General features: G+C 71.4%; 21 protein-coding genes. 3 read left to right on the top strand and 18 right to left on the bottom strand.

Annotation, left to right across the window (positions count from 1 at the left end; all coding sequences use genetic code 11):
* Nucleotides 1-4: 4 nt before the first annotated feature.
* Genes E4K62_RS04135 through E4K62_RS04115 form a run of 5 tightly spaced genes read right to left on the bottom strand, consistent with a single transcriptional unit; the run spans nucleotide 5 to nucleotide 5224 of the window.
* Nucleotides 5-1081: a glycoside hydrolase family 130 protein gene (locus tag E4K62_RS04135; RefSeq protein WP_135063888.1), complete on the bottom strand. Its 1077-nt coding sequence runs from the start codon at nucleotides 1079-1081 to the stop codon at nucleotides 5-7.
* Nucleotides 1078-1917 (bottom strand): carbohydrate ABC transporter permease, encoded by an 840-nt coding sequence (locus tag E4K62_RS04130; RefSeq protein WP_135063885.1) that lies wholly within the window; start codon nucleotides 1915-1917, stop codon nucleotides 1078-1080. Before E4K62_RS04130 ends, E4K62_RS04135 begins: the two co-directional genes overlap by 4 nt.
* On the bottom strand, nucleotides 1914-2882 hold the full coding sequence (locus E4K62_RS04125; protein WP_135063882.1) for a carbohydrate ABC transporter permease: 969 nt from the start codon (nucleotides 2880-2882) through the stop codon (nucleotides 1914-1916). Before E4K62_RS04125 ends, E4K62_RS04130 begins: the two co-directional genes overlap by 4 nt.
* 1 nt (nucleotide 2883) lies before the next feature.
* On the bottom strand, nucleotides 2884-4167 hold the full coding sequence (locus E4K62_RS04120) for an extracellular solute-binding protein (RefSeq protein WP_135063879.1): 1284 nt from the start codon (nucleotides 4165-4167) through the stop codon (nucleotides 2884-2886).
* A 1-nt stretch (nucleotide 4168) separates the two neighbouring features.
* Nucleotides 4169-5224, bottom strand: coding sequence for a LacI family DNA-binding transcriptional regulator (locus tag E4K62_RS04115; protein WP_135063876.1), 1056 nt, complete (start codon nucleotides 5222-5224; stop codon nucleotides 4169-4171).
* 160 nt (nucleotides 5225-5384) lie between these two features.
* Between E4K62_RS04115 and E4K62_RS04110 the strand changes: the two genes are divergently transcribed.
* On the top strand, nucleotides 5385-6818 hold the full coding sequence (locus E4K62_RS04110; RefSeq protein ID WP_135063873.1) for a dihydrolipoyl dehydrogenase family protein: 1434 nt from the start codon (nucleotides 5385-5387) through the stop codon (nucleotides 6816-6818).
* Between the two features lie 492 nt (nucleotides 6819-7310).
* Here E4K62_RS04110 and E4K62_RS04105 read toward each other — a convergent pair whose 3' ends face one another.
* The 11 genes from E4K62_RS04105 to E4K62_RS04055 form a co-directional block, all read right to left on the bottom strand.
* Nucleotides 7311-7592: a hypothetical protein gene (locus E4K62_RS04105; protein WP_135063870.1), complete on the bottom strand. Its 282-nt coding sequence runs from the start codon at nucleotides 7590-7592 to the stop codon at nucleotides 7311-7313.
* Nucleotides 7593-7665: 73 nt separating this feature from the next.
* Nucleotides 7666-8235: a hypothetical protein gene (locus E4K62_RS04100; protein WP_135063868.1), complete on the bottom strand. Its 570-nt coding sequence runs from the start codon at nucleotides 8233-8235 to the stop codon at nucleotides 7666-7668.
* 47 nt (nucleotides 8236-8282) lie between these two features.
* Nucleotides 8283-9128: an ADP-ribosyltransferase family protein gene (locus E4K62_RS04095; protein ID WP_135063865.1), complete on the bottom strand. Its 846-nt coding sequence runs from the start codon at nucleotides 9126-9128 to the stop codon at nucleotides 8283-8285.
* Nucleotides 9125-12001: an ADP-ribosyltransferase gene (locus E4K62_RS04090; RefSeq protein ID WP_135063862.1), complete on the bottom strand. Its 2877-nt coding sequence runs from the start codon at nucleotides 11999-12001 to the stop codon at nucleotides 9125-9127. Before E4K62_RS04090 ends, E4K62_RS04095 begins: the two co-directional genes overlap by 4 nt.
* Nucleotides 11998-12291, bottom strand: coding sequence for a hypothetical protein (locus E4K62_RS04085; RefSeq protein ID WP_135063859.1), 294 nt, complete (start codon nucleotides 12289-12291; stop codon nucleotides 11998-12000). The genes E4K62_RS04090 and E4K62_RS04085 overlap by 4 nt, the downstream gene beginning before the upstream one ends.
* Nucleotides 12288-12620, bottom strand: a complete 333-nt coding sequence (locus E4K62_RS04080; protein WP_135063856.1) for a WXG100 family type VII secretion target — start codon at nucleotides 12618-12620, stop codon at nucleotides 12288-12290. The genes E4K62_RS04085 and E4K62_RS04080 overlap by 4 nt, the downstream gene beginning before the upstream one ends.
* Nucleotides 12621-12701: 81 nt before the next feature.
* Entirely contained in the window at nucleotides 12702-12995 is a 294-nt protein-coding gene (locus E4K62_RS04075) for a WXG100 family type VII secretion target (protein WP_135063853.1), read from the bottom strand.
* Between the two features lie 125 nt (nucleotides 12996-13120).
* Entirely contained in the window at nucleotides 13121-13846 is a 726-nt protein-coding gene (locus E4K62_RS04070) for a hypothetical protein (RefSeq protein WP_135063850.1), read from the bottom strand.
* A gap of 10 nt (nucleotides 13847-13856) precedes the next feature.
* Nucleotides 13857-14462: a zinc ribbon domain-containing protein gene (locus E4K62_RS04065; protein ID WP_135063847.1), complete on the bottom strand. Its 606-nt coding sequence runs from the start codon at nucleotides 14460-14462 to the stop codon at nucleotides 13857-13859.
* A 102-nt stretch (nucleotides 14463-14564) separates the two neighbouring features.
* Entirely contained in the window at nucleotides 14565-18908 is a 4344-nt protein-coding gene (locus E4K62_RS04060) for an FtsK/SpoIIIE domain-containing protein (RefSeq protein ID WP_135063844.1), read from the bottom strand.
* Nucleotides 18905-19912: a hypothetical protein gene (locus tag E4K62_RS04055; protein ID WP_135063841.1), complete on the bottom strand. Its 1008-nt coding sequence runs from the start codon at nucleotides 19910-19912 to the stop codon at nucleotides 18905-18907. Before E4K62_RS04055 ends, E4K62_RS04060 begins: the two co-directional genes overlap by 4 nt.
* Nucleotides 19913-19989: 77 nt before the next feature.
* On the opposite strand from E4K62_RS04055, the gene E4K62_RS04050 reads away from it, so the two are divergent.
* Complete coding sequence (locus E4K62_RS04050; protein WP_135063838.1) at nucleotides 19990-20751, top strand: hypothetical protein; 762 nt, start codon at nucleotides 19990-19992, stop codon at nucleotides 20749-20751.
* On the top strand, nucleotides 20744-21442 hold the full coding sequence (locus E4K62_RS04045) for a hypothetical protein (protein ID WP_135063835.1): 699 nt from the start codon (nucleotides 20744-20746) through the stop codon (nucleotides 21440-21442). Before E4K62_RS04050 ends, E4K62_RS04045 begins: the two co-directional genes overlap by 8 nt.
* Before the next feature lie 452 nt (nucleotides 21443-21894).
* Here E4K62_RS04045 and E4K62_RS04040 read toward each other — a convergent pair whose 3' ends face one another.
* The gene (locus E4K62_RS04040) at nucleotides 21895-22227 is read right to left on the bottom strand and encodes a hypothetical protein (protein ID WP_135063832.1); all 333 of its coding nucleotides are present in this window, start codon (nucleotides 22225-22227) and stop codon (nucleotides 21895-21897) included.
* A gap of 29 nt (nucleotides 22228-22256) precedes the next feature.
* Entirely contained in the window at nucleotides 22257-23861 is a 1605-nt protein-coding gene (gene purH / locus E4K62_RS04035) for a bifunctional phosphoribosylaminoimidazolecarboxamide formyltransferase/IMP cyclohydrolase (RefSeq protein WP_135063829.1), read from the bottom strand.
* Between the last annotated feature and the right edge of the window lie 9 nt (nucleotides 23862-23870).

Below are 23870 nucleotides of genomic sequence, written 5' to 3'. Positions count from 1 at the left end.
CGGGTCAGGGGGATGAGGTGGCATCGGAGCGTTCCAGCAGCGCGACGCCGATCTTGCTGTCGGCCATGCCGTAGAACACGAAGTGCCGGCCGTCGATCTGCTCGATCGCGGTGGGGAAGACGACGTTGGGCACGATGCCGCTGCGCTCGTCGGCCGTCTCCGGAGCCAGCAGCGGCTCGCTGGTGCGCGCGAGGACGCGGCCCGGGTCGGCCGCATCCAGCAGGAGCGCGCCGGCGGCGTAGTTGACGTTCTGCTGCTGCGCGAACGCGTCGTCGATGACGCCGGTGACCCCGTGGTGCAGCACGAGCCAGCCCTCCGGGACGCGCAGCGGGGGCGGCCCGCCGCCGATCTTCAGCTCCTCGAAGGCGAACTGCGGACCGGCGACGAACCGGTGATGCTCCCACAGCGTGAGGTTGCCGACATCGGCCAGCACGGCGGCCAGCGGCACGTAGCTGATCCAGACGGACTGGCGGGGGTCCTCGACACCCGCCGGCAGCCGGACGCCCTGTCCCGGGCGCGTCTCGCCCAGATCCCACATCGGCCGGTGCAGGACGGCGAGCGCCTCCGTGCCGTCGGGGGCGCGGACCGGCTCGGGGAAGAACACGGTGTCCTTGTTGTGGAACAGGTTCAGGTCGGTGTCGAGGTCGTCCTGGTAGCGGAACAGCGCCGGTCCGAGCCGCCGCCACGTGCGCAGGTCGTCCGACACCGCGAGCGCCGTGCGCGGCCCGAGGGGGCCGAACGCGACGTAGGTCATGACGTGCAGCCCGAGCACGTCGATCCACGTGATGCGCGGATCCTCCACCCCGGCGTGATCGGCGCCCCGCTCCCAGCCGCGGTCCGGCGCCAGCACGACGCCCTCGCGGACCACCCCGACCGGCACGCCGCCCTCGACCACGACGCGTGCCAGGCCCACGCGCGAGACGTTGCCGGCGGCGACCAGGCGCGGCAGGAGGTACAGCTCCCCGTCGGGTCCGCGGCCCGAGCCGGGGTTGAGCACGCCCTCCGCCTCGTTCGGGTCGCCGGGGTCGGGGGTCATCACGATCCCGGCGCGCGTCAGCCGGTAGGGCACGGCACGGGTCATCCCTTCACCCCCGATCCGAGGTCGTTCGAGGTGAAGTACCGCTGGAACACCAGGAACAGGGCGACGGCGGGGGCCGCCAGCACGACAGCACCGGCCATCATCGCGCCGAACGGATTGGACGTGGAGGCGGCGATGTTGGAGATGAAGTTCGCCAGCGACACCGCCAGCGGCTGCATCGACGCCTCCTTCGTGATGAGGAACGGCCACAGGAACTCGTTCCACGGCCCGATGAAGGTCAGCAGCACGACCGTGAGCAGCGCCGGTCGCACGAGCGGCAGCGCCACGTTCCACAGCAGCCGGAATTCCCCCGCCCCGTCGATGCGCGCCGCGTCGAAGAGCTCTCGGGGCAGCTGCATGAAGTACTGCCGGAAGATCACGACCGCGGTGGAGCTGATGAAGAACGGCAGGATCATCCCGAGGTAGCTGTCGGACAGACCGTAGTCGCGCGCGATCATGACGTACAGCGGGATCATGAGCAGCTGGAACGGGATCACCTGCACCAGTAGCGCGAGCGAGAACACCGCGCCGCGGCCGCGCCACTGCAGCACGGCGAGGGCGTACCCGGCGAGCACGCCGAACACGACCGTGCCGAGGATGACGCCGCCGGCGAAGATCCCGGAGTTCACCAGACCACGAAGCAGGTTGATCCGCGCGTTGATGGCGACGTAGTTCTCCAGCGTGAGGTTCGCCGGGTTGGGGAAGGCCCCGGCGGGCGTGGGGTCGACATCCGTCTGCAGCGACCCGATGACCATGTAGTAGAAGGGGAAGAGGAAGGCCACGGCGCCCAGCGACAGCACGACGTACATCGCGACCTTGCCACCCAGTGCGCGTCTCATCGCTCCTCCCCTCCCACGAAGCGCCGCTGGACGGCGGCGATGATCAGCACGAAGAAGATGAGGATCACGCCGATGGCGGCGGCGACATCCGGGTTCTGCTGCTCGATGCCCTTCTGATAGATCAGCAGGACGGGCGAGGTGGACGCCCCGTTCGGGCCGCCCCCGCCGGTGAGCAGATACGGCTCGGTGAAGAGGTTGGCGCCCGTGATGGTGGCCAGCAGCACCACCAGCAGCGTCGCCGGGCGCACCCCCGGCACGGTCACGGAGAAGAACTGCCGGATGCGGCCGCCGCCGTCGACCGAGACCGACTCGTACAGCTCCTTGGACACGTTCTGCAGTGCCGCGAGGTACAGCAGGATGTAGAAGCCCAGCCCCTTCCACGTGACGAAGAGTGCGATCGTCGGCATCGCCAGGGCGGAGTTCACCAGCCACGACGGATCGGGCGCGAGCGGCCCGAGGACGTTGTTGACCAGTCCGTTGTTGGAGAAGAGGAACAGCCACACCGCCACGACGGCCACCGATGCGCTGACGTACGGCACGTAGTAACTGACGCGGAAGAACGTGCGCGCCTTGACCACGCGGTCCAGCGCCGTCGCGAGCAGAAGCGACAGCATCACCGTGAGGGGCACGTTGATGAGAAGGAAGATCCCCACGTTGAGGAACGACCGCCACACCGCGGGGTCGGTCACCGCCGTGACGTAGTTCGCGAACCCGACGAACGGACGATCCACCACCGCGCCGGGCGCGGCGAAGAAGTAGTCCTGGAATGACATCCACACCGCGAAGACGATCGGGTACGCGAAGACCACCGCCACGAACACGATGTAGGGGGCGGAGAAGAGGATCCCCAGCGGGTTCTCCCCCAGCAGTCCGCGCCGGCCACGGCGCTGTCGGCCCTCGCCCGCGGGAACCGCCGGGGCCGCGGCGGCCGGGGCCACCGGCCGCCCCGGCACGACCTCGGTCATGTCAGTTACCCGCCGCCAGCTCGTTGATCTGCTCGGCGCTATCGGTGAGGAAGGTCTGCACGTCGTCCTCGCCGAAGATCACCGCGCGTGAGTACCCGTCGCGGAACGCCTGCCAGATCTCCACGGAGTTGGGCACGTTGGGCACCTCCACCGTGCGGGCGGCCTGGTCGCCGAACAGCGCGTAGGCGGGGTTGGCCTCGAAGAAGTCGGCGTAGGTCTCGCTGAGGTCCTGGCGCAGCGGCATCTGCCCGGTCTCCTCCAGCCAGATGCCGTCCTGCTCCTCACTGGTGGCGAACTTCAGCACGTCCCACGCCGTGGCCTGGTTCTCGCACGCGGTGAACATGCCCACGTTCTTCGCGTCGCTGAAGGTCCACGTCTCTGCGGGGTCGGTGCCGTCCTGGGTGGGTACGGGAACGGCGCCCCAGTCCACATCCTCCCCGTACACGTTGATCGCCCACGGCCCGACGATCGCCATCGCGGCGTACCCGTCGGCGAACGCGTCGCCCTGGTACTGCTCGTTGCCGGCGAGCTGCTCGGCGTACAGGGTGCGCCAGAACTCCGCGACGGCGGTGCCGTTCTCGTCGTCGAAGGTCGCCTCGCCCTCCTCGACGAGCTGCGTGCCGCCGGTCTGCGCGGCATACAGCGGGTAGAAGTCGAACCACGACTGGAAGAACTCGCTCGTGGGAGCGGGGTTGATCGCGAAGTCCGCGACGCCGGACTCCTTGAGAGTGCGCGCCGTCTGCAGGAACTCGTCGTAGGTGGACAGGGCGGGATTCTCCGGATCGAGGCCCGCCTGTTCGAACAACGCCTTGTTGTAGAAGATCACGACGGGGTTGGATTTCCACGGCATCTGGTAGAAGTCGCCGTCCTCCGAGCGGTACTGCTCGGCGACCTCACCGCTGCGCTCGGTGATGTAGTCGTCACCGTCTTCGAACTCCGACAGGTTCACCAGGCCCCCCTGACGCTGGAAGCCGGGCACGGCGGCGGGCGAGGTGTTGAAGATCAGGCACGGCGCGTTTCCGGCCGTGATCGCCGCGCCGATCACCTCTTCGCTGGAGGAGCCGGCCGGGATCTCCTGCGCGCGGATCTGCTCGTCGGGGTTCTCGCTGTTCCAGGCCTCCACCATCTGCTCGCCCCACGCGATCTCCGACTCATTGTTGGAGTACCAGATGGTGATCTCGCCGCGGCCCTCCGTGCCGCCCCCGCCACCGCCGCCCCCGCCGCAGGCGGTGAGAGCGAGGATGCCGGTTGCCGTCGCGGCGGTGATCAGGATGCGTCGTCGCATGTCAATCTCCTTCCAAAGGTGCGGCCGAGGTCGCGGTGTCCGAGGGTGAGCAGGTCGAGGCCCGGGTGACCAGGCGCGGGTCGGGAAGCGTGAGGTGCTCGGCCGCGCCGCCGGCGACCGCCACGAGCAGCGTGCGCGCGACGATCGCGCCCCAGCCGCGCACATCCGTCGCCACGCTCGTGAGCGAGGGATGGACGTGCCGGCCCATCTCGGTGTCGTCGAAGCCGGTGATCGACAGGTCGCGCGGCACCGAGAGCCCGCGCTGCTGGGCGACGCCCATGCCGGCGAGGGCCATGCTGTCGTTGGAGTACACGACCGCCGTGGGTCGCTCCGGGCGGTCGAGCACGTGCGCCGTCGCCCTGGCGCCGTCTGCGGCGCTGAAGTCGGTCTCCACGACGGAGGCACGCAGTCCGAGCCGGGTGGCGGCGACGTCGAAGGCTGCGCGCCGCCGGGCGGCATGGAGGAGTTCGGCGGGACCGGCGACGTGCGCGATGTCGCGATGGCCGAGCGCGGCGAGGTGCTCCACGGCCAGGCGGATGCCTACACCGTCGTCGACGCACACCGAGGAGAACGGGCTCGCTCCGTCGGGCCGGCCGAGGGTCACGGCCGACAGGCCGAGCCCCTCGACTAGGGAGATGCGCGGATCCGCCACGCGCAGGTCGGTGAGGATGACCCCGTCCACGCGCCGATCGGCGGCGAGCCCCCGGTAGGTCTCGGCCTCGTGGCGGCCGGGTGTGGCGACGGCCAGGACGAGCGCCTGACCGGAGACGGAGAAGGCGTCTTCCAATCCGGCGATGAAGGCAGGGAAGAAGGGGTCGGCGGCGATGACGTCGGGGCTGCGGCCGATCACCAGTCCGCACGCGAACGCCCGCCCGACGCTGAGCGAGCGGCCGCGCACGCTCGGAGACCAGCCCAGTTCGCCGGCGGCGGCGAGGATGCGCGTGCGCGTTTCGGGTGCGACACCCGGGCGGTTGTTCAGCGCGAAGGACACCAGGCCTTTGCTCACGCCCGCCCGCCGGGCGACGTCGGCGATCGTGGCTCGCTGGCCGTGTCCCATCCGCACTCCTTCGTGACCGGGCCCGGATCCGCGCGACGGACCCTCGACGCAGTTGATCTAAACCGGTTCAGAGACGCGCCGACAGGCCTTGACAAACCCCGGGATCGCGGATTCCACGGGTAGGGACCCCCGCCGCCGTGGCGCGAGTAGCGTGTCGGGCATGAGTGCGCGCGAGTACGACGTCATCGTGGTCGGGGCAGGACCGGTGGGCGAGAACGTCGCCGACCGTGCCGTGCAGGGCGGGCTGTCGGCCGTGCTCGTCGAGGCCGAGCTCGTCGGCGGCGAATGCTCGTACTGGGCGTGCATGCCCTCCAAGGCGCTGCTGCGCAGCGGCGCGGCCCTGCGGGCGGCCCAGGCGGTGGATGGAGCGAAGCAGGCCATCACCGGCACCCTCGACGTCGCCGCGGTGCTCGCCCGGCGCGACCGCATGGTGCACGACTGGAACGACGACTCCCAGGTGACCTGGGTCGACAAGGCCGGCATCGACCTCGTGCGCGGCCATGGCGCGCTCGCGGGTGAGAAACGCGTGCGCGTCACGGCCGACGACGGCGCGGTCACCGACCTCGTGGCCCGTCACGCCGTCGTAGTGTGCACGGGCTCGGCCGCGCTCCTGCCCGACATCCCCGGGCTCCGCGCCATCCAGCCCTGGACCAGCCGCGAGGCGACCGCCGCGCAGACCGCGCCCGAGTCGCTCGCGATCCTCGGCGGCGGCGTCGTCGCGACGGAGATGGCGACGGCCTACGCGAGCTTCGGCACGCGTGTGACGGTGCTCGCGCGATCGGGCCTGCTGACGAACGAGGAGCCGTTCGCGGGTGAGCTGGTCGCGGCATCCCTGCGGGATCTCGGCGCGGACGTGCGCACGGGCGTCACGATCTCCTCGGCACGGCGCGACGGCGAGAGCCCCGCACGGCTGGAGCTGTCAGACGGCACGACGCTCGAGGTGGAGGAGGTGCTCGTCGCCACCGGCCGCGTGCCGCGCACGGGCGACCTGGGGCTGGAGACGGTGGGCCTGGAGCCGGGCTCGTGGCTCGACGTCGACGACACCCTCCTCGTCCGCGGTACCGACTGGCTGTACGCCGCCGGCGACGTGAACCACCGCGCGCTCCTGACGCATCAGGGCAAGTACCAGGCCCGCGCGGCGGGCGACGTCATTGCCGCGCGCGCGAACGGCGCACCCGTGCAGGATGCGCCGTGGGGGGCGCACGTGGCCACCGCGGACCATGCGGCCGTGCCGCAGGTGACCTTCACCGATCCCGAGGTCGCCTCGGTGGGTCTGACCGCGGCGAGGGCCGAGAAGGCCGGCATCCGCACGCGCGTGATCGACTACGACCTGTCGTGGGTCGCGGGCGCGAGCGAGTGGTCGGACGACTACCGTGGCCAGGCCCGCGCCGTCGTGGACGAGGACCGGGGGGTTCTCGTCGGGGTGACCTTCGTGGGTCCGAGCGTCGCGGAGCTGCTGCACTCCGCGACGATCGCGATCGTCGGCGAGGTCCCGCTGCACCGGCTATGGCACGCCGTTCCGTCGTACCCGACGGTCAGCGAGGTGTGGCTGCGGTTCCTTGAGACGTACGGCCGCGACAGCGCGTCGCACTGACCGCCCGCCGCGGACCGTGCATCAGGATGGGAGCCGCTTTCCTGCACCGCCGCTCCCCCGCACTGCCGCTTCCCGGGTTCCCCGCTTCCCGGGTCCCGCCGCTCCCCGGGTCCTCCGCTTCCCGAACTCCTCAACGATGAGCCGGAGGCGGCCGCTTCCTGCCGGAACCGGGCTGTTTCAGCGCAGTCTTGAGGAGTTCGGGCAGCCGGCGAGGCCCTGACCCCGAGCCTCGACCCTGGCGTGGACCTGGACCCGGGTAGGGACCTGCAACCCGACGTGCGGAGACGGGATAGGAGCTGCGAACGGCGCATCTCAGCTGCTGGCTACTCCCGCTTCCCGAACTCCTCAACGATGAGCCGGAGGCGGCCGCTCCCGGCCGGAACCGGGCTGTTTCGGCGGAGTTTTGAGGAGTTCGGGCAGCCGACGATGCTCCGGGACGGCACACCGCACCCGAACCTGGGCGCGGACGCGTCGAGCCGACGCGGGCGCGGCTCAGCGGTACTCGAAGGTCAGGAGCCCCTTCACTGCTGCGAGAGCTTCCTCGGACAACTCCGGGTGTCGATCGTGGACACCCGCCACCAGCGCGTCGCCCCACGCCGAGAGCTTCTCCGCGGTCCGCGGATCGGCGTCTGCGTCTGCTTCGGCGATGATGTCCAGAACGTGTTGCCGTAGCTTCGGGTCGTCGATGCGGGAGGGGAAACGTCCAGGGACCGCGGCGGCCCGGTCGTATCCGACATACGTCAGAACCGCTGCACTCAGGGTGTCGTCAGCCACTCGCGTTCCTCTCGATCCACGGCCCCGTCCACCGCAGAGCATCGAACTCGGAGAGGTGAGTACTCCGGTGGGATCATGTCGCCTCGGCCTCGTCACGACCAGGCGTGGAGGAACGGAGCTCGCGCCGACGCGCCAGCGGGGCGTCCGCGATGGAGCCCTGTGCCCGAAGCTCGTCGGCCGAGTACACCGCATAGCGGGAGAACGCCGCGGCCGCGATGTCGCTGGAGAACCATATCTGTGCGCCGTCAGGCCCCGTGAGGAGAACGCCGCCCTCGTCGCCGCTCCGTAGATTCCACCCTTCCCTGACCACCGCAGTGCCCTCTGCGTCCAACTCCACCAGTGGCGCCAGCCGACTCAGCCCGCGCGATTCGCGCGCGGATCCCAGGTAAAGCATCACCACGTAGCGCTCAACGTCCTGCCACCGGCGTGAAGACACCTCCCTGAGCGGCTTCGCGTCGCGCAGGCTCCTGCTCAGCACCCATCCGTCGCCTGTCCGATCGATGCGCACACGCGATTCGCCATCGTCCAGGAGGAGATGCGCGTCTTTGGACGGCAGCAGTTCGAGACCTTCGTCCGTCAACCACCGCGCGAGCTGGGCGCATGAATCGGCCGTCTGGCCGTTACGCTCTTCGTGCTCGGCCATGTCTGCGTGTCTCCCCGTTGCACTGCCTGGCCGGGCGGCAATCTACCTCACTGAGGCGGCGACACCCGGCCGGTCACGACGATCTGACCCGGCATGTCGATCACCCGCAAGACCTCCCAGTCCAACCCGCGCGCCAGCAGCAGCGTACCCGGCTCTCCCGGGAGCGACGCATCCTGATAGAGGGCCGGCACGCCGGCCGGTACGTGGAGTTTCACGACCACCTCCGCCTCGGGAGGAAGGACGTCTTGGCCGGCGAGCAGCGAAAGGAGATACGCCGGTTCGTGGATGCGCGTTCCCATCGTGAGGTCGGTGGGCAGCGAGTCCCGAGAACGGACAAGCGTCACGACCACCGGCTCCGGTGTGGGACGAACCTGAAGAGCCGAATCCAGGGCGCGCACGCTCTCTGCGATGCGGGGCGCCAATGCACCCCCCGCTCGCAGAGCCGCGTCGATCTCGGTCCGCTCGGGCCGTTTCGCTTCGGGTTCGTTCCGCCGAGGCGCATCATCCCTGCGCGGTTCGAGCGCTTCCCGTGCGGAGGCCTTGCTCTCGAAGCTCTCGAAGGACGTGTCGGCTGCTCCAGCGTATGCAGGGCCGGCGGTCCCCGCGAGGGAAGCAACGGCTTCGGCAGCGGGCACTCCGTCGTCGTGGCGTCGACGCAGCTCCTCGATCCAATAACCGGATCCCTGTGGTTGGAAGTCGCCCTCGCGACGGGAGATCAGACCGGCTGCATCCTTCTCGTCGCCGTCCACGCCGTGGAACAGGTATGCCTCGACGACCCCCTCCCGACGGATGGCGACGGCACGAATCGGTCCACGCGGCCCGGCATGGTAGGTAGGCAGGTCTCCTGAGACCTTTCCTGAGAAGTCCTCGTCCGAGAACACGCTGGCGATCATCCGATCCTCCCGAAAACATGCCACTGTCCGTCGATCAGAACGGAACGGGTCGCGGTCCACGATAGACCCCTACCCAAGAGCAACTCTCGCTCGGAGCCACCGAACGCCGACACCGACTCCACCCACATCGCCGGGGTCTTCTCCGGCACAGAAAGGTGCAGGACGACATCCTTGCCCTTGAACGAGTCCGCGACACCGCCCAGGGAGGTGGACAGGTAGGACGATTCGTCGAACTTGGTCCCTGGCGCGCTTTGGGGCGTCACCGGCCAGTGGTCCACGTTCATGGCGCGCGTGACGACTACTTCAGAGGGAAGCGGCCGGGAGTTCATGGCAGCGTCGATGTTCTGGATGTGAGGCTGGAGATGAGCGGGGTAGGGATCCCCGGCTCGCAGCGCTCCGTTGATCTCCCGATAGGTCACCCCGCTGGTACCGGGCGCCTCACGGGTGTAGTCCAGCACCGCATCCCGCTGCGTGTCCGTCAGGTCATCCTTGATCCCGGCCCAGTGCTCCTGACCGAACTGGGTTGCCGCAGCATCGTCAGCGAACGTCCGTCCACCCGAGATCTCGTTCATCGCCGCGTCATACTGCTCCTGCGGCGTGAGCTTCGCGAACTCCTCAGGGGTGAGCGGCGCGGAGTCCGGTGCGTCCGCCGGATCTGCGCCTCCTGCCGGCGCATCGCCGGCGTCGGTCGGGTTGCCCGACGGGTCACCCGGCGTGGCCGGGGAGCCGCCCGCGTCCGGCGCATCTCCCGTCACGGGCACGCCATCGGCATCCGGCGTGTGCGGAGCCGGATCGGCACCGCCGTCGGCATCACCCGGGCGGCCACCATCGGCATCACCCGGGCGTCCGCCATCGGCATCACCCGGGCGTCCGCCATCGGCATCACCGGGGCGTCCGCCATCGGCATCACCGGGGCGTCCGCCGTCGGCATCACCAGGGCGTCCGCCGTCGGCATCACCAGGGCGCCCGCCGTCGCCATCGCCCGGGCGTCCGCTGCCGGCAGTCGGCGCGTCGGGATCGCTCGAGGCCGGAGCAGAGTTGCCGGCTCCGCCGGATGAAGCCGGGAATCCGTCGCCGTCGACATCCATCCCGAGGTCGTTCTCGACGTCGTGGAAGATCGGCGTCTCGGGGTCGTACCCGCCCGGGTTCTGGGAGCCGTTACCCGAGCCGGAGCCCGGAGGCAGGCCGTTCCCGCCGCCACCGCCGGTGTTGACCGGCGGGGTCGGGACATCGACCGGGTCGTTGCCGCCACGCGGGCCGCCCCCACCGTTCCCGCCCGGTGAGGGGATACCCTCGCCGCCGGTCGGTGTGGGTGCTTCGCCTTCGGGCACGCGCGGACCGCCGCCGCCGTCGCCACCGCCGCCACTGACCTCGTTGCCGCCCGTGACGTTAGGGCCCTCGTAGTCGGTCGTGCCGGCGGGACCGCCGTCGCCACCGCCGCCGCTGACCTCGTTGCCGCCGGAGACGTTCGGACCCTCATAGTCCGTCGTACCGGGGCGGCCACCGCCGTCGGGGCCGCCGCTGTTGGCGTTGTTGCCGCCGGTGACGACCGGCACGTTCTCGTTGACGTCGATGTTGCCCCGACCCGGGTCGGCAGCCGACGACGAGCCGCGGCCGGAGCCGCTGCGCGATCCTCCGCCGGAGGTCACCACGCCGCCCAGACCACCGATCACGACAGAGCGGGGGTCCACGCTGCCGTCACTGATGAGACCGTCGGTCGCGGCACCCGCCGCTCCCCCGCCGCCGCCGGCAAGAGCCCTGACGACGACATTCTCGCCGTACCGACCGAACGGCCTGGCGATGACGTCCGATACCGCGCCGCCGACGAGGCTGGAGCCGAGAACCGCGAGGAGGTTCGCGTCGCCGCGCTTGACGACCACCTCCGCGGTCAGCGCAGCCGCCGTCCCGGCGGCGAGATCGATGGCGGCCTGGACCTGGCGCTTGTGGCGCAGCGCGAAGGGGATGAGGCTGGCTCGGATGGCGCGGATGCGCACGGCCACGCGGGCAGCCGTACCCCCCACGCGGGTGAGGATCGTGAGGATGCGACCGCCGATCACGGCGATGCGCGCGGTCATGGCTGCAGCGCCGGCAGCGGCGCTGGCGCCGAAGGTGAACGCACTCAGCGCGGCGCTGATGGCCACCGTCGCGGCGATCTCGATCGCGAGCTGCACGAGCATCTCGATGACTTCCTTGTGCGCTTCACGCACGTCATCGGCGTAGTCGCTGCACTGGGTCCCGAGGTCCTCGATGAGGTCGGCCACGTCACCGATGTCGGTCGCGAAGTCGCTCACCTCAGTGCGGGCCTTGACGAGTTCGACGCTGTCCAGGGAGGCCACGGGGTTGTCGCCCTGACGCACGTCCGTCGCCAGGCGGCGGACGTCGCGGGCGATGTCCTTCCACGCCCGTGCGGCGTCGTCGAGCTTGTCGGTGTCGGCATTGGGCCACATCATCCCGACGACGTCCATCACCAGATCCCAGCCCGTGGGCTCGTTGGTGCTGCCGCCGAAGGCGGAGGGGGGCGGTGCGACGCTCTGCGGGCTGCGCGGCGGCCGGAGCGTGAAGCTTCCGGCGTCGAAGGGCTGCCCGGATGCGACCGCCTCCGCCGACGCGGCGTTGCCCCCGCTGGCCATGAAGAGGCGGTCCAGGCTGTTGGCGCGCACGCCGATGTCGAAGATGTTCTGCAGCGCGGCGCCCGCGACATCGTCGTAGGCGCCCGCGAACTGCTCGCCGCCGGGGTCGGAGCCGGCCATGCTCGCAAAGCCATTCGCGGAGGAGCGGGCGGTGCTGCCGACCGTGTCGGCGGACTCGGCCACCGCGTCGAAGGCGTCGGCAGCCTGCACGTACAGGGTCGGGTCGATTCGTCTCGTCGTCATGCGCTGGCCCACATCGTGCGATTGTTGTTCTGGGCGGCCTCGTAGACCGATGCGGCCTCACCGACCCACTTCTTCAGGTCTTCGGCGTGCGTCTTGATCGCCGCCGCGCCGAGCTGCCACGTGCCGACGAGCCCGAGGAACTCCACGCTGGCCACGCCCGCCCACTGGGCGTTGGCTGCGGCGGTGGCGCCGGCGGCGTGCGTCTCGAGGTCGGTGCAGTAGGTGATGAGGTTGTCGAGCGCCGTCTCCAGCTCGCGCAGCTGCGCGAGGTCGAAGGTGTGCAGGCTCACGCGGTTCCCCCACCCTGCCGGCGTGTGCCGACGGTGGATGAACGGGATGCGGCGGTGACCTGCATCTCCGTCATGGTGTAGCCCGTCTCCGCGCCCTGCACACGGGCGGCGATGTCGGTGAGGGCGTCGCGGACCAGACCGGCGTTGGTCTGCCACTCCGCCCAGCTCTCCGCGAACTTCTCCGCGGCGTCGCCGCTCCACGATGCACCCACGATGGATGTCACCACGCCGGAGATCTGAGACACGTGCCCGTCGAACTGGGCGACGGCTCCGACCATCGCCGAGGCCGAATACCCCAGGGCCGGTGTCGATACCGAGAATTGCCCCATCTGCTGCTCCTGCTCCCTAAGCTCTTCCGCCGCCCACCCACGACAGGGGGCGCCGTCAGCCGGCGCCCCCGACGATCATGCTCAGGCGCGGAAGCTGTTGCTGATGTTGTTCTCCGACTCCTCGTAGGCCAGCGCGGCCTTCGAGAGCTGGTCGCTGATCCCGGTGAGGGATTCCTTCAACTGCAGGCCCGCTGCATCCCACTGCTCGTACAGCTCGTTGAACGACTGCGAGGCTGCGCCGCCCCAGTCGCCCGCGATGAGTCCCTGCACGAGCGACTTCAGGTTGCTCAGCTGCGACTCGATCGAAGCGGCTCCCGAAGAGAGCTGGTTCGCGACGCCCGAGAGCGACTCCGAGGTGACTTTGATGTCCGCCATGTGATCCTCCGTGGTTCAGGGCGATCAGCCGCCCGGGTCATAGGTTCCGCATAGTTCTAACACATATACGGCGGTCCGAATATAGCTATTGCGCTTCGGGTGTCAAGTATGAAAGGAAACTCATGTCACGCGTCCCGCCGCATGGGCCGGCCAGTGGCCATGGAGGCGGCCGCGCGGCCGACGCGACGGGCGTCATCGGTCTCCAGGTAACGGACGATTGCCCCCTCCGCCAGCGCGCGGAACGACCCCGCGAGCGCTCTCAGTTGGACGTCGCTGAGGGCCGTGTCCACGGGCAGCGTGAAGCCGCCGAGATCGAACGACGAGCTGAGATACCGCGTGAGCCCGCCGGCGGCCCCTTCACGGAACCGCTTCGGCCGGGCGACGCCCACGACGAGCGTGACCTGGGAACCGCCCGCGCGGTAGGTGAGGCGCTTCATCCAGCGCCCGATCCCCCCGCCGGATGACAGGTTCGCCCGCTCGTCGCAGTAGACGACGCCCAGCACGTCCGCCCACGGGATCGGCGGGATGCCGGCGAAGACGAGCGCGTGCGGGGAGAGCAGCAGCAGCGGATCACCCGCGCGCAGGAAGGTCTGCAGCCGACGGCGGAGGCGCAGGCCCAGCACGACGCTGGCCAGCAGGACGAGGAGGAAGATGCTCAGGAGGAAGTAGGTCGCGAGCCGTCCGATGCCGCTCATCGCGAGGGCGACGATGCCGGCTCCCACGAGCGCGACCAGCGCAAGGTACACCGCGACGTAGACGGTGTTGCGGCGCAGCGCAGCGCGCAGCTGGCCGCGGTCGGCGTCGAACGCGACCGCTTCGGTCAGTCTCTCGGCGGGCGCGCTCTCCGTCATGGCGACGAATCTATCGCGCCGTCCCCACTTCGACCACGACGTCGCCGAGGATGAGGCGGTCGCCGGCGTGGATGGCGATGGGGTCGCGAGGGCGCAGCGGATGCCGCGCACCGCCGCGCTCGAGGAGGGTGCCGTTGCCCGAGCCGGCGTCTTCGGCCGAGGCCTCACCAGGGCCGGAGGGACGCACGATCAGATGCACGCGCGACACCGAGCGCGTGGGGTCGGCCACCTCGATCGGCGCGCCGCCGTGATCGGCCGCGCGTCCGGCGGGGTTGCGTCCGAGGACCAGCACCTGGTCGATGGCGACTTCGGCGCCCTGCGGCATGCGCAGCGCCAGCGCGGCCGGAGCCACGGGCGCCGGCGGGGCCACGGCGGCCGGCCGGGCCACGGGCGGGGCGAGGTCGGGCAGCGGGACGGGCGCCACGGGCTCGGGCGGCGCGACGGGTGCGGCGACGGTCTGCGGTTCGCGCGTGCCGCCACCGGTCGTGCGGAAGGGCGGCGGGAGGACGCTGGCGGTCGCCGCGGGCGCATCCGCCACCACGATCTGACCGCACGACGGGCAGAACATCGTGTTCGGCCGGACGGCCGCACCACAGAACCGGCACTGCGTGCTCATGAAGCGCATCCTCGCATCGGAATGGTGCGGACCCCCGTCCGCACACAACCCCCCCAGCTTACGCGCGCGGGAAGCCGGTTGCGGCCACGGGTCGCGACCGGGTCAGGCGCGCAGATCGGGCACCTGCACCGCGCTGTAGCCACCCGTCGCGAACAGCACGCCCGACCCCGGCGCCCCGCGGCCGACGAAGGGCCGAGGGATCTGCGTGCTGAACAGCTGGGTGCCCAGGATCGTCGACGTGGGCGAGAGCACGAGGCCCGTGCGCCCGCGCTTGGCGTCGGTGACCACACCGCTGATCGCGGTGCCGGCGGAGTCGGCGCCGAGCGAGATGATGAAGCGCAGGCGCGTGCGGGCAGCCACCAGCGCACGCTCGAGCACCGAGTCGCGGATCGCTTCGGCGTCGTCGACGATCACGGTGACCAGGCCCTCCCCCGCGAGAGCCTCCTCGATCTGCTCGGCGGTGGCCGCCGAGGTCAGCACGGGGACGTCGTGGGCCGCGGCGACCTCCGCCAGCACGGATCCGGCGGCGGCGACGACCGCCATCGGCGTGCCCGCCCATCCGAGCTGGTGGGCGATGAGCGCGAGCGCGTCGGTCTTGCCGCTGCGGCGGTCGCCGACGACGATGAAGCCGCCGACTTCCGGCCAGTCGATCGTGAAGCGCGACAGCGTGTCGCCGCCCACGCCGACCACGGGGGTCTCCGCCGCATCCGGCTCGGCCAGCGGCAGCAACGCAGCATCCGACAGTCCGATGTGCGAGGGCAGCGGGTCCACCCTCAGGGCGGAGGGCAGCTCGGCCAGCTGCGGGAACCGGGCGAAGTGCGCGGCGGCGTGCTCGACGGTGCCGCGCAGGTTCGCCGCCTGAGCCTCGCCGGACGTGTCGGCCGACACCACGGCGATCTGGCCCTCGGCTCCGTCGGCGCCGAACAGGACGCGGCCGGCCGGCATGTCGGCCGGGATCTCGCGCACCATGATGCCGGCGCCGCGGTAGTCGTTCACGTCGCGCATGGGGAGTGCATACTGCGTGTCGATGAAGCTCGCGATGCGGTCGGATGGGATGCTGCGGTCAGCCGTCACGACCACGCGGATGCCGACAGCCGGACCCTCGCGCAGCAGGCGCAGCATCTGGTCGCGCACGCTGACCATCTCGTCGGGGCTGAGGGAGGCCGACAGCCGCTCCCAGCCGTCGATCACGACGATCGCGTAGGCGAGCGCCTCACGCGGATCGGCGGTGCGGCGCTGCTCGGCGATGCTGCCGACGGCCGCCTGGGCGAGCACGCCCTGGCGGCGGGACAGCTCGCCGGCGAGGCGTCCGAGCAGGCGCGGCAGCCGCTCGGCGTCCTGCGGGGTGATCACGGCGCCCGTGTGCGGCGCCCCGGTCAGGGGAAGGAGCGCACCGTTGCCCCAGTCGACGACGTACAGGTGCAGGTCGGCGGGGGTGAAGCGCAGCACGGCCTGCGACAGCAGCGTGCGCAGCGCCGTCGTGCGGCCCGAGCGGCTGCCGCCGAACAGCAGCAGGTGCGAGTCGTCGAGGATGCTCCACGCGAGCGGCCGCTGGGTCTGCTCGCTGGGGACGTCCTCCAGGCCCAGGATCACGGCACCCTCGGGCACGGCGCCGTCGTCGAAGCGGTCCAGCGGCAGCACGTCGGGCAGCGGCATGAGCCACGGCGACGGGCTCTTGGGCACGCCCAGCAGCTGCGCGGCCTTCCCGGCCAGCTGGACGAGGGCACGCAGATCCGTGTCGTCCTGGTCGGGGCGGTGCGTGGCCTGCTCGGTCGCGGAGGGGTAGCGCGGCGGGAGGCCGAGCGTCTGCCACTCCACGCGTGCGGCGGGAGGAAGCACCCGCGCGGTGCGCTGGTGCCCGAGGCGGAGGGCGGCCACCCGCGCGGTCTGGAACGGGATGGGCGCCGCATCCAGTCCCGCGCGCACGTACCCGCGACCGGGCGAGCCGGCGGGGATGAGCGCGGCATCGGGGGTTCCGATGACGTCGCCGGAGTCGGCGCGGTCGGTCACGCGCAGCGCGACGCGCAGGTTGATGTTGGACTGCATCTCCGGAGTGATGACGCCGGAGGGTCGCTGCGTCGCGAGCACGAGGTTGACCCCGAGCGAGCGACCCACGCGCGCGATGCGCACGAGGCCGTTGATGAAGTCGGGCAGCTCGGTCTTGAGCTCGGCGAACTCGTCGACGACGATCATGAGGCGCGCAAGGCCCAGCCGTGCCGCGGCATCCGGGTCCTTCTCCCACGCGGCGTCGACGTCCTTCGCGCCGATGTCGTCGCGCAGGACGCGCTCGCGACGCTTCAGCTCCGCGTCGAGGGAGGCCAGGGCCCGCTCGGTCTCGCGCGCGTCGAGGTTGGTCACCATGCCGACGGTGTGCGGCAGGCGGCTGCAATCGGCGAAGGCGGAGCCGCCCTTGTAGTCGATGAGCACGAAGTTCAGCGCGTCCGGGCGGTTGGCCAGCGCGAGGGAGATCACGAGCGTCTGCAGGAACTCCGACTTGCCCGAACCGGTCGTCCCGGCCACGAGCGCGTGCGGGCCGTCGGAGGCGATGTCGATCGCGAACTCCCCCTCGGTGCCGGCACCCACCACGACGTACGACTGGCGCGGCACCAGCTGCCACTGCTCGGCGATCGGCCGCGCATCGTCCAGGTCGATGCCCATGAGCTCGCTGTACCGGACGCTGGAGGGAAGCGTGGCGTCATCGCCGACGCCGCGCACGTGCTCGATGGGGCACAGCGCCCGCGCGACGTCTTCGGCGTACGCGAGGCTCACCTGATCCAGCAGCACCGGCGCGTAGTACTCCTCCGCCGACTCGACGCGGCCCAGGAGCGGATCGACCCCGTCGACGGTCACGACGGATGCGGCTTCCTCGGGCAGGCGCGAGCGGTCGCTGTCGATCGCGAGCACGTGGATGCCGAACAGGGCGCCCTTCTCCAGGATCGTCACCATGCCCGGGAGCATGCGGTAGCGCCGCGCGCCGTCGATGACGAGCACGATCTGCGCGTCCGCTGAGGCGCCGCGGCGTTCGCCGGCGACCCGCATCCGGGCGTCCAGGAGGGCGCCCAGCTCGCGCAGGCGCTCGCGGCGGGTGTGGTCGGTGTTGCCGATGAGGGCGACCGGCCCGGCGCCGGCGTTCAGGTGCGGAAGCCACTGCACCCACGACCACGTGGACTCCTGCTCGCGGTCGCACAGGACGATGAACTGCAGGTCGCGGGGCGAGCGGAGCGTGGCCAGGTCGGTGATCATCGCACGCGCCAGGCCCGCGGTGACGTCGGCGGGGCCGCTCACGCCGACGGGGCCGGCGGCGAGGTCGACCGACACCGGTGCCGGCGAGACGCCCACGCGGCGCTCCAGCGTGCGCTCCTTCTGCGGTCCACCCTCGAACCGCACCTCCAACGGCGTCTCGGCGACGCCGACGCGGACGCGGAGGGCGTCGGTGTCGGTGCGGCGCCGCTCCCACAGCCGCGCCAGCGGGCGCGTGGCGATGTCGCGGATGAGGACCGGATCCAGGTGCCGGTACCACGCGTCCAGGCGCTGATCGCGGGTGAGTTCGGCGATCCGGGCCCGCGCGTCGTGGATGTCCTGCACCCACTCGGCCTCGGTGCGCTGGCCTTTGCGCTCGGCGAGGCGCTTGTTCATGATGAACGACCCGACGACCATGATGGGCGAGGCGGCAGCCATCATGAGCATGATGGGGCGCTGGAACACCACGGCCAGGGTCACGCCCAGCACGATCGGGATGAGCGCCGACAGCCACGGCAACGGCGATCCGTCCGCCTCGTCGGGCTTGTCACCGGGGAGGGCGACGACGGGGACCTGACGCGCCGGGCGGATGCGGGACGGGCGGTTGAACGCGCGCGTGCCGACCTCGTCCACGGTGAGGTCGGCGTCCGGCGCCGGGGCCAGTCCGATGCGGACGATGCTGCTGCCCAGCTGCACCAGGTCGGCGGGGACGATCTGGACGGCGGCGGCCGTCTCGGCGCCGTTGACGACGAGGTGGCCCTGCGGATCGGCCAGCGACACGGTCGCCGTCAGCGGCGCGAACGAGCCGTCCGGCGACATGCCGCCCACCGCCGTGAGGATCGCATGACGGCCCTCCAGGTGCGGGTCGGCGACGCAGATATGCGCGTCGTTGCCGCGCCCGATCGACACCTCCTGGCCGGGTTCGAGTGGCACCACCTCGCCGGCGAAGGGACCGGCGACGAACTCCAGCCGCAGGCGTCCGGGAGAGATCACGACGGGTGAGGCCGCGGGGACGCGCACACCGCTGTGCACGCCGGACTCGGCGAAGCTCTCGGCCGTGTCGGCGCCGGGTGCCAGGAGATCCGGATCGACCTTCAGCGACTCCGCCAGCTCCGACACGGTGGTGGCCGCATCCACCTTCACCACCCACGACTCCGGGCGGCGGGCGGCGTCGGTGGGACGATCGATCGTGAGCCGGAGCGTCATGACGCCGGTACCTCCTGCAGGATGCGGGCGAGCGGGGTGAGAAGCGAGGGTGCGGTGGATTCTTCTTCCGGCGGCGCCGGCACGACGATGCCGAGATCGGCGGCGTCGGTCCACAGCGGCGCCACGGGTGCGGCGGGCAGATCGGGGCCGACCGTGATGCTCCCGAGCGCCTGGCGGCCGTCGGCGTCGATCACGCGAAACGCCGCCTGCACGGCAGCATCCGACTCCTCCGTGAGGGTGAGCTCGCCGTCGGCGCCGCACGACAGGCGCGGGCTGAGAGCGAGGCACGACACCGTGATGTCGTCCCCGGCGACGAGCTCCGCGAGGGGGCGGAGCTCGGGTCCGTTCGCGTGCACGGCGACCGGACCGCCGTCGGTGGCGGCGACGGCGGAGAGGGTCAGCTCGGCGTCGACGGACTGGCCGGCGTCGTCGGTGACGGTCAGCTTCACCGAGATCGGACCGGGCTCGCCCGGCCGTACGGCCAGGTGCGCCGGCCCCACCCCGACCAGCGCGGTGGCCGGCAGGACCTCGCCGATCTCCACGCGCGCGTCGGCGCACAGCACGCACGTGAGCTCGAGCAGGGTCAGCGGGATGAGACTCTGCCGCCCGACGGGGAGCGGCACGTCGATGGCGGATGCCGCGATCTCCGGTGCGGCCGGAGGAGCAAGCCGCACGCGGTACCGCACCTGCGCAGCGGCGTCGCCGGCCCGGAGCGGCACCACGAGCACCTGCTCGGGGTGGTCGGGGTCATAGGGGGCCGAGAGGGTGACACCCTCGTCGGTGCACGCCACATCGACGTCGTCGAGCGTGCCGACGCCCGCGCAGTCGACGGTCCAGCCGGCACTGGGGCGCACGTCGACAGGCTCACCATAGGGGATCTCGATCACCCCGCTGTCGGCGGCGGGATCCTCGGGCGCCGCCGCGGCGACGGAGGTCGCCCCGAGGCCCATGCACACCAGGAACGCCGCGGCCGCGCTGACGATGCGCAGGGGCGAGCGGGGCATAGCGCCTCCAAAGGAAGTGAGGATTCTGACTATGATAAGCGGGTGCCCGGCTCCGAACCGGGGTTCCGGAGCGTGGTATGAGCGAGAGCATCCCGACGCGCCGAGCGCAACGCGACGCGGCCGACGGCCCCGGTGCGGCGCGCTCGGGAGCGGCACTGGCCGACCCCGCCGACCGTGAAGCCGGCCACACCGAGTGGCGACCCGCCCAGGGCATCCCCGCCGCCACCGTGGCCGCCCCCCGCCGTTCGGCGGCGCCGATCACCAGCGCGCCGGTGTTCGCACCCACGCGGTTCGAGCAGCCACCGGCCGACGCCGCTCCCGCCCGCATCGGCTGGGACGCCGGCCGATCGAGCCTGTCGGCGACGGCGGGAGAGATCCGCCCCCTCGAAACCGCCGCGGATGTGCTGCCCGAGCTGGAAGAGGCCCAGATCACGCCGCGGCCCATGTGGAAGCATCCGGCGTTCCTGGTCTCGGCCATCACGACGCTGCTCGCCCTCATCGCCCTGGCCGTCTTCCTCGTGCTGGGCCTGCTGAACCCGCGCCCTGCCGCGACCGGCCTCACCCTCGACGCCGGCGACGACAACGTGCACGTGTCGTGGTCGGGCCCCGACGTGGCCTACCAGGTGATCGTCGTCGGCGGACCGGGCGGCGACGAACTCGACGTGTCGCAGCTGGTCACCGGCACCGAGGCGTGGATCCCGACGGGCATGGGCTTCATCGACGACCGCTCGTGCGTGGTCGTGCGCCCCGCCGAGGGCAACCAGACCGCCGAGGTGGCCCTGGACGCGGCCACGGTGGCCGATCAGGGCGGCGCGTCGGCCTGCGTGGCGGATGACTGACCGCCGCATCCGCGCCCTGGCCGTGCTCGCGGCGACCGTCGCGCTGCTGGCGGGATGCGCCGGGGCGCCCGCCGAGCCGGTGCCCACACCGACCACGGCCGACCTCTCCACCTACGATCCCGCCGACCACGGCAACGGCGTGGCGCTGCTGCCGCCGCCGGGGGCGCGGGACAGCGTGATCCGCGCGATGCGGGCCGCCGGCGCGGTGGAGCTCGCGGGCAGCTACCGGGACGCGGCATCCGGCCGCCAGCTTCAGGTGACCCGCATCGGCGACGAGCAGACGTGGACCGCCGAAGTCACCGTCGACGGCGCCGCGACCTCGATCGTCGTGGACGAGGGCGATGCGTGGGTCCGCCCCTCCCCCGCCGTCGCGGGGCAGCTCGCCCTGCCCGCGGGGCAGTGGTCGTGCGTGTCGCCGGAGGACCCGGCCGTGCAGCGGTGGATGCCGCTCGTGCAGCCGGTCGACCTGGTCACGGAGCTGACGTCGGATGCGTCGGGCCTGACCGCGCCCGCCGACGGCTCCGTGGACCTGCTGCTGGGCGAGGACGGTGCGGCCGGCGTGCTCACCGTGGCGACCTCGGGCCCGGCCCTGCCGTCGCGCCTGGTGCGTGCCGATGAGGTCGGGGCGGTCGACGTGACGTTCACGAACTGGGGCGCCGAGCCCGACGTGACGCCCCCCGGCCCCTGCTGACCCGGCTCGCCCGCACGTCGCCCGCACGTCGCCCGCGTCCGCCGAGCCCTCCCCGTGCCCTGCGAACCCGCCCGCGCCGGCGCTGCTTCCCTTCGCACTTCGCCTGCCCGAACTCCTCAAATCCGGCCGTAAATCCGGCGCAACCGCGCGTCGCAACCGGTTCCCGGGCGCGGTCTTGCGGAGTTCGGGCGGCGGCCCCTGCGAACCCGAGGGCCGCACGCCGCGCCGGCTGATCCGTCGTGGCTCGAGGTGGAGGCGCCCGCTGCGTGTGGTCCCCGTCGACCCAGCCGCCTCCCGCTCGACCCGAACTCCTCAAATCCGGCCGGAAATCCGGCGCAACCGCGCGTAGCAACCGGTTCCCGGGCGCGGTCTTGCGGAGTTCGGGCGGCAGCATCAGCACGCCGACAGCACGCCGACAGCACGCCGCGGCCGGAGCGGCTACAGCGGCCGGGCTACCAGCGGGGGTAGCCCTGGCACGCGGTGCCGACGCGGTGCAGACCCACCTGCGGGTCGGCGAACGCGGTCCAGACGCCCTTCGCGTCGCGGCGCTCGGCGGCCCGCTCCATCGCGGTGAGCACGGCGGGCGCGCCGGTGGCCCACGCGGAGTAATCCGGCTGCGAAATGCCGTCGGCCCCCTGCTCGGCGACGGTGCGCACCTGACCGGCCAGCGCGATCACCCGGTCGAAGGTCTCCGGGTTACCCGTCTGGCACTCGATCGCCGCCGCCATGAGGTCGACAACCGGCTGGGCGAGCGCAGCACACCGCTCTGCGAGGACATCCGACATGGGAACCGCCTTTCGTTTACGTGGATGGATCAGTGGAAGAAGTGACGCTCGCCCGTGAAGAACATCGTGATGCCCGCGGCGCGGGCCGCATCGATGACCTCATCGTCCCGCACGGATCCCCCCGGCTGCACGATCGCGGATACGCCCGCGTCGATGAGCACCTGGGGTCCGTCGGAGAACGGGAAGAAGGCGTCGGATGCGGCGACCGAACCGGCGACGCGGTTCCCGGCGCGCTCGACGGCGAGCCGGCACGAGTCGACGCGGTTGACCTGTCCCATGCCGATCCCCACGGTGGCGGAGCCCTTCGCCAGCACGATCGCGTTGGACTTCACGGCGCGGCACGCCTTCCACGCGAAGATGAAGTTCGTCATCTCCTCCGCGGCCGGGCGCTCGCCCGAGACGAGCTGCCACGCGTCGGCGACCGACTCGATGTCGTCGGGGAACCGGTCGGCGTCCTGCAGCAGCAGGCCGCCCGACACCAGCCGCACATCCATCCGCTCCTGCTGCCAGTCCACGGGCAGACGCAGGACGCGCAGGTTCTGCTTGAGTTTGAACACCTCGAGCGCCTCCGGCTCGAAGTCCGGCGCGACGATGACCTCGGTGAAGATGTCGCGGAGGTTCTCGGCCATCTTCAGCGTCACGGTGCGGTTGGCGGCGATGACCCCGCCGAACGCGGAGACCGGATCGCACTCGTGGGCGCGCAGGTGCGCGCTGGCGATCTCATCCAGCGCGTTGGGCGCCGACACGGCGATGCCGCACGGGTTGGCGTGCTTGATGATCGCGACGGCGGGCTTGACCATGTCGAAGGCGGCGCGCAGGGCGGCGTCGGCGTCGACGTAGTTGTTGTACGACATCTCCTTGCCCTGCAGCTGCGTGGCCTGGGCGATGCCGTGCCCGCCCACGCGCGTGTAGATCGCAGCGCGCTGGTGCGAGTTCTCGCCGTAGCGCAGCGTGCTGAGGCGCTCGGCCTTGATCGTGAGGTGCTCGGGCAGGCCGTCTTCGACGAGCGTCCCCTCCGCGAACCAGGCCGCGACGGCGGCATCGTACGCCGCGGTGTGCGAGAAGGCGCGGGCGGCGAGCTCCTTGCGCTGGGTCAGCGTCGTGCCGCCCCCGCCGATGGCCTCGATGATGGCCGGGTAGCTCTCGGGCGAGACGACGATCGCGACGTTGGCGAAGTTCTTCGCCGAGGCGCGGACCATCGCCGGTCCGCCGATGTCGATCTGCTCGACGACGTCGTCGCCGGCGGCTCCGGATGCCACGGTCTCCACGAACGGGTAGAGGTTGACCACGACGAGCTCGAACGGCGCGATGTGCAGTTCGTCGAGCTGGCGCTCGTGGTCGGAGAGCCGCAGGTCGGCCAGCAGGCCCGCGTGCACGCCGGGGTGCAGCGTCTTCACGCGCCCGTCGAGCGACTCGGGGAAACCCGTCACCGAGGCCACGTCGGTCACGGGGTGCCCGGCGTCGCGGATCGTGGCGGCGGTCGATCCGGTGGACACGATCTCCACGTCGGCAGCGACGAGGGCTTCGGCGAGGCGCAGCAGATCGGTCTTGTCGCTGACCGACACCAGTGCGCGCCGGATAGGGACGACATCGCGTTCACGGTACAGCGTCGGGTCGTGACGGGGTCCAGCCATGGAGGTGTT

The organism is Microbacterium wangchenii, from assembly GCF_004564355.1.
Classification (GTDB): Bacteria; Actinomycetota; Actinomycetes; order Actinomycetales; family Microbacteriaceae; genus Microbacterium; species Microbacterium wangchenii.
The sequence above is the reverse complement of the archived record's forward strand: the minus strand, read 5'-3'. Positions and strand labels throughout refer to the sequence as shown.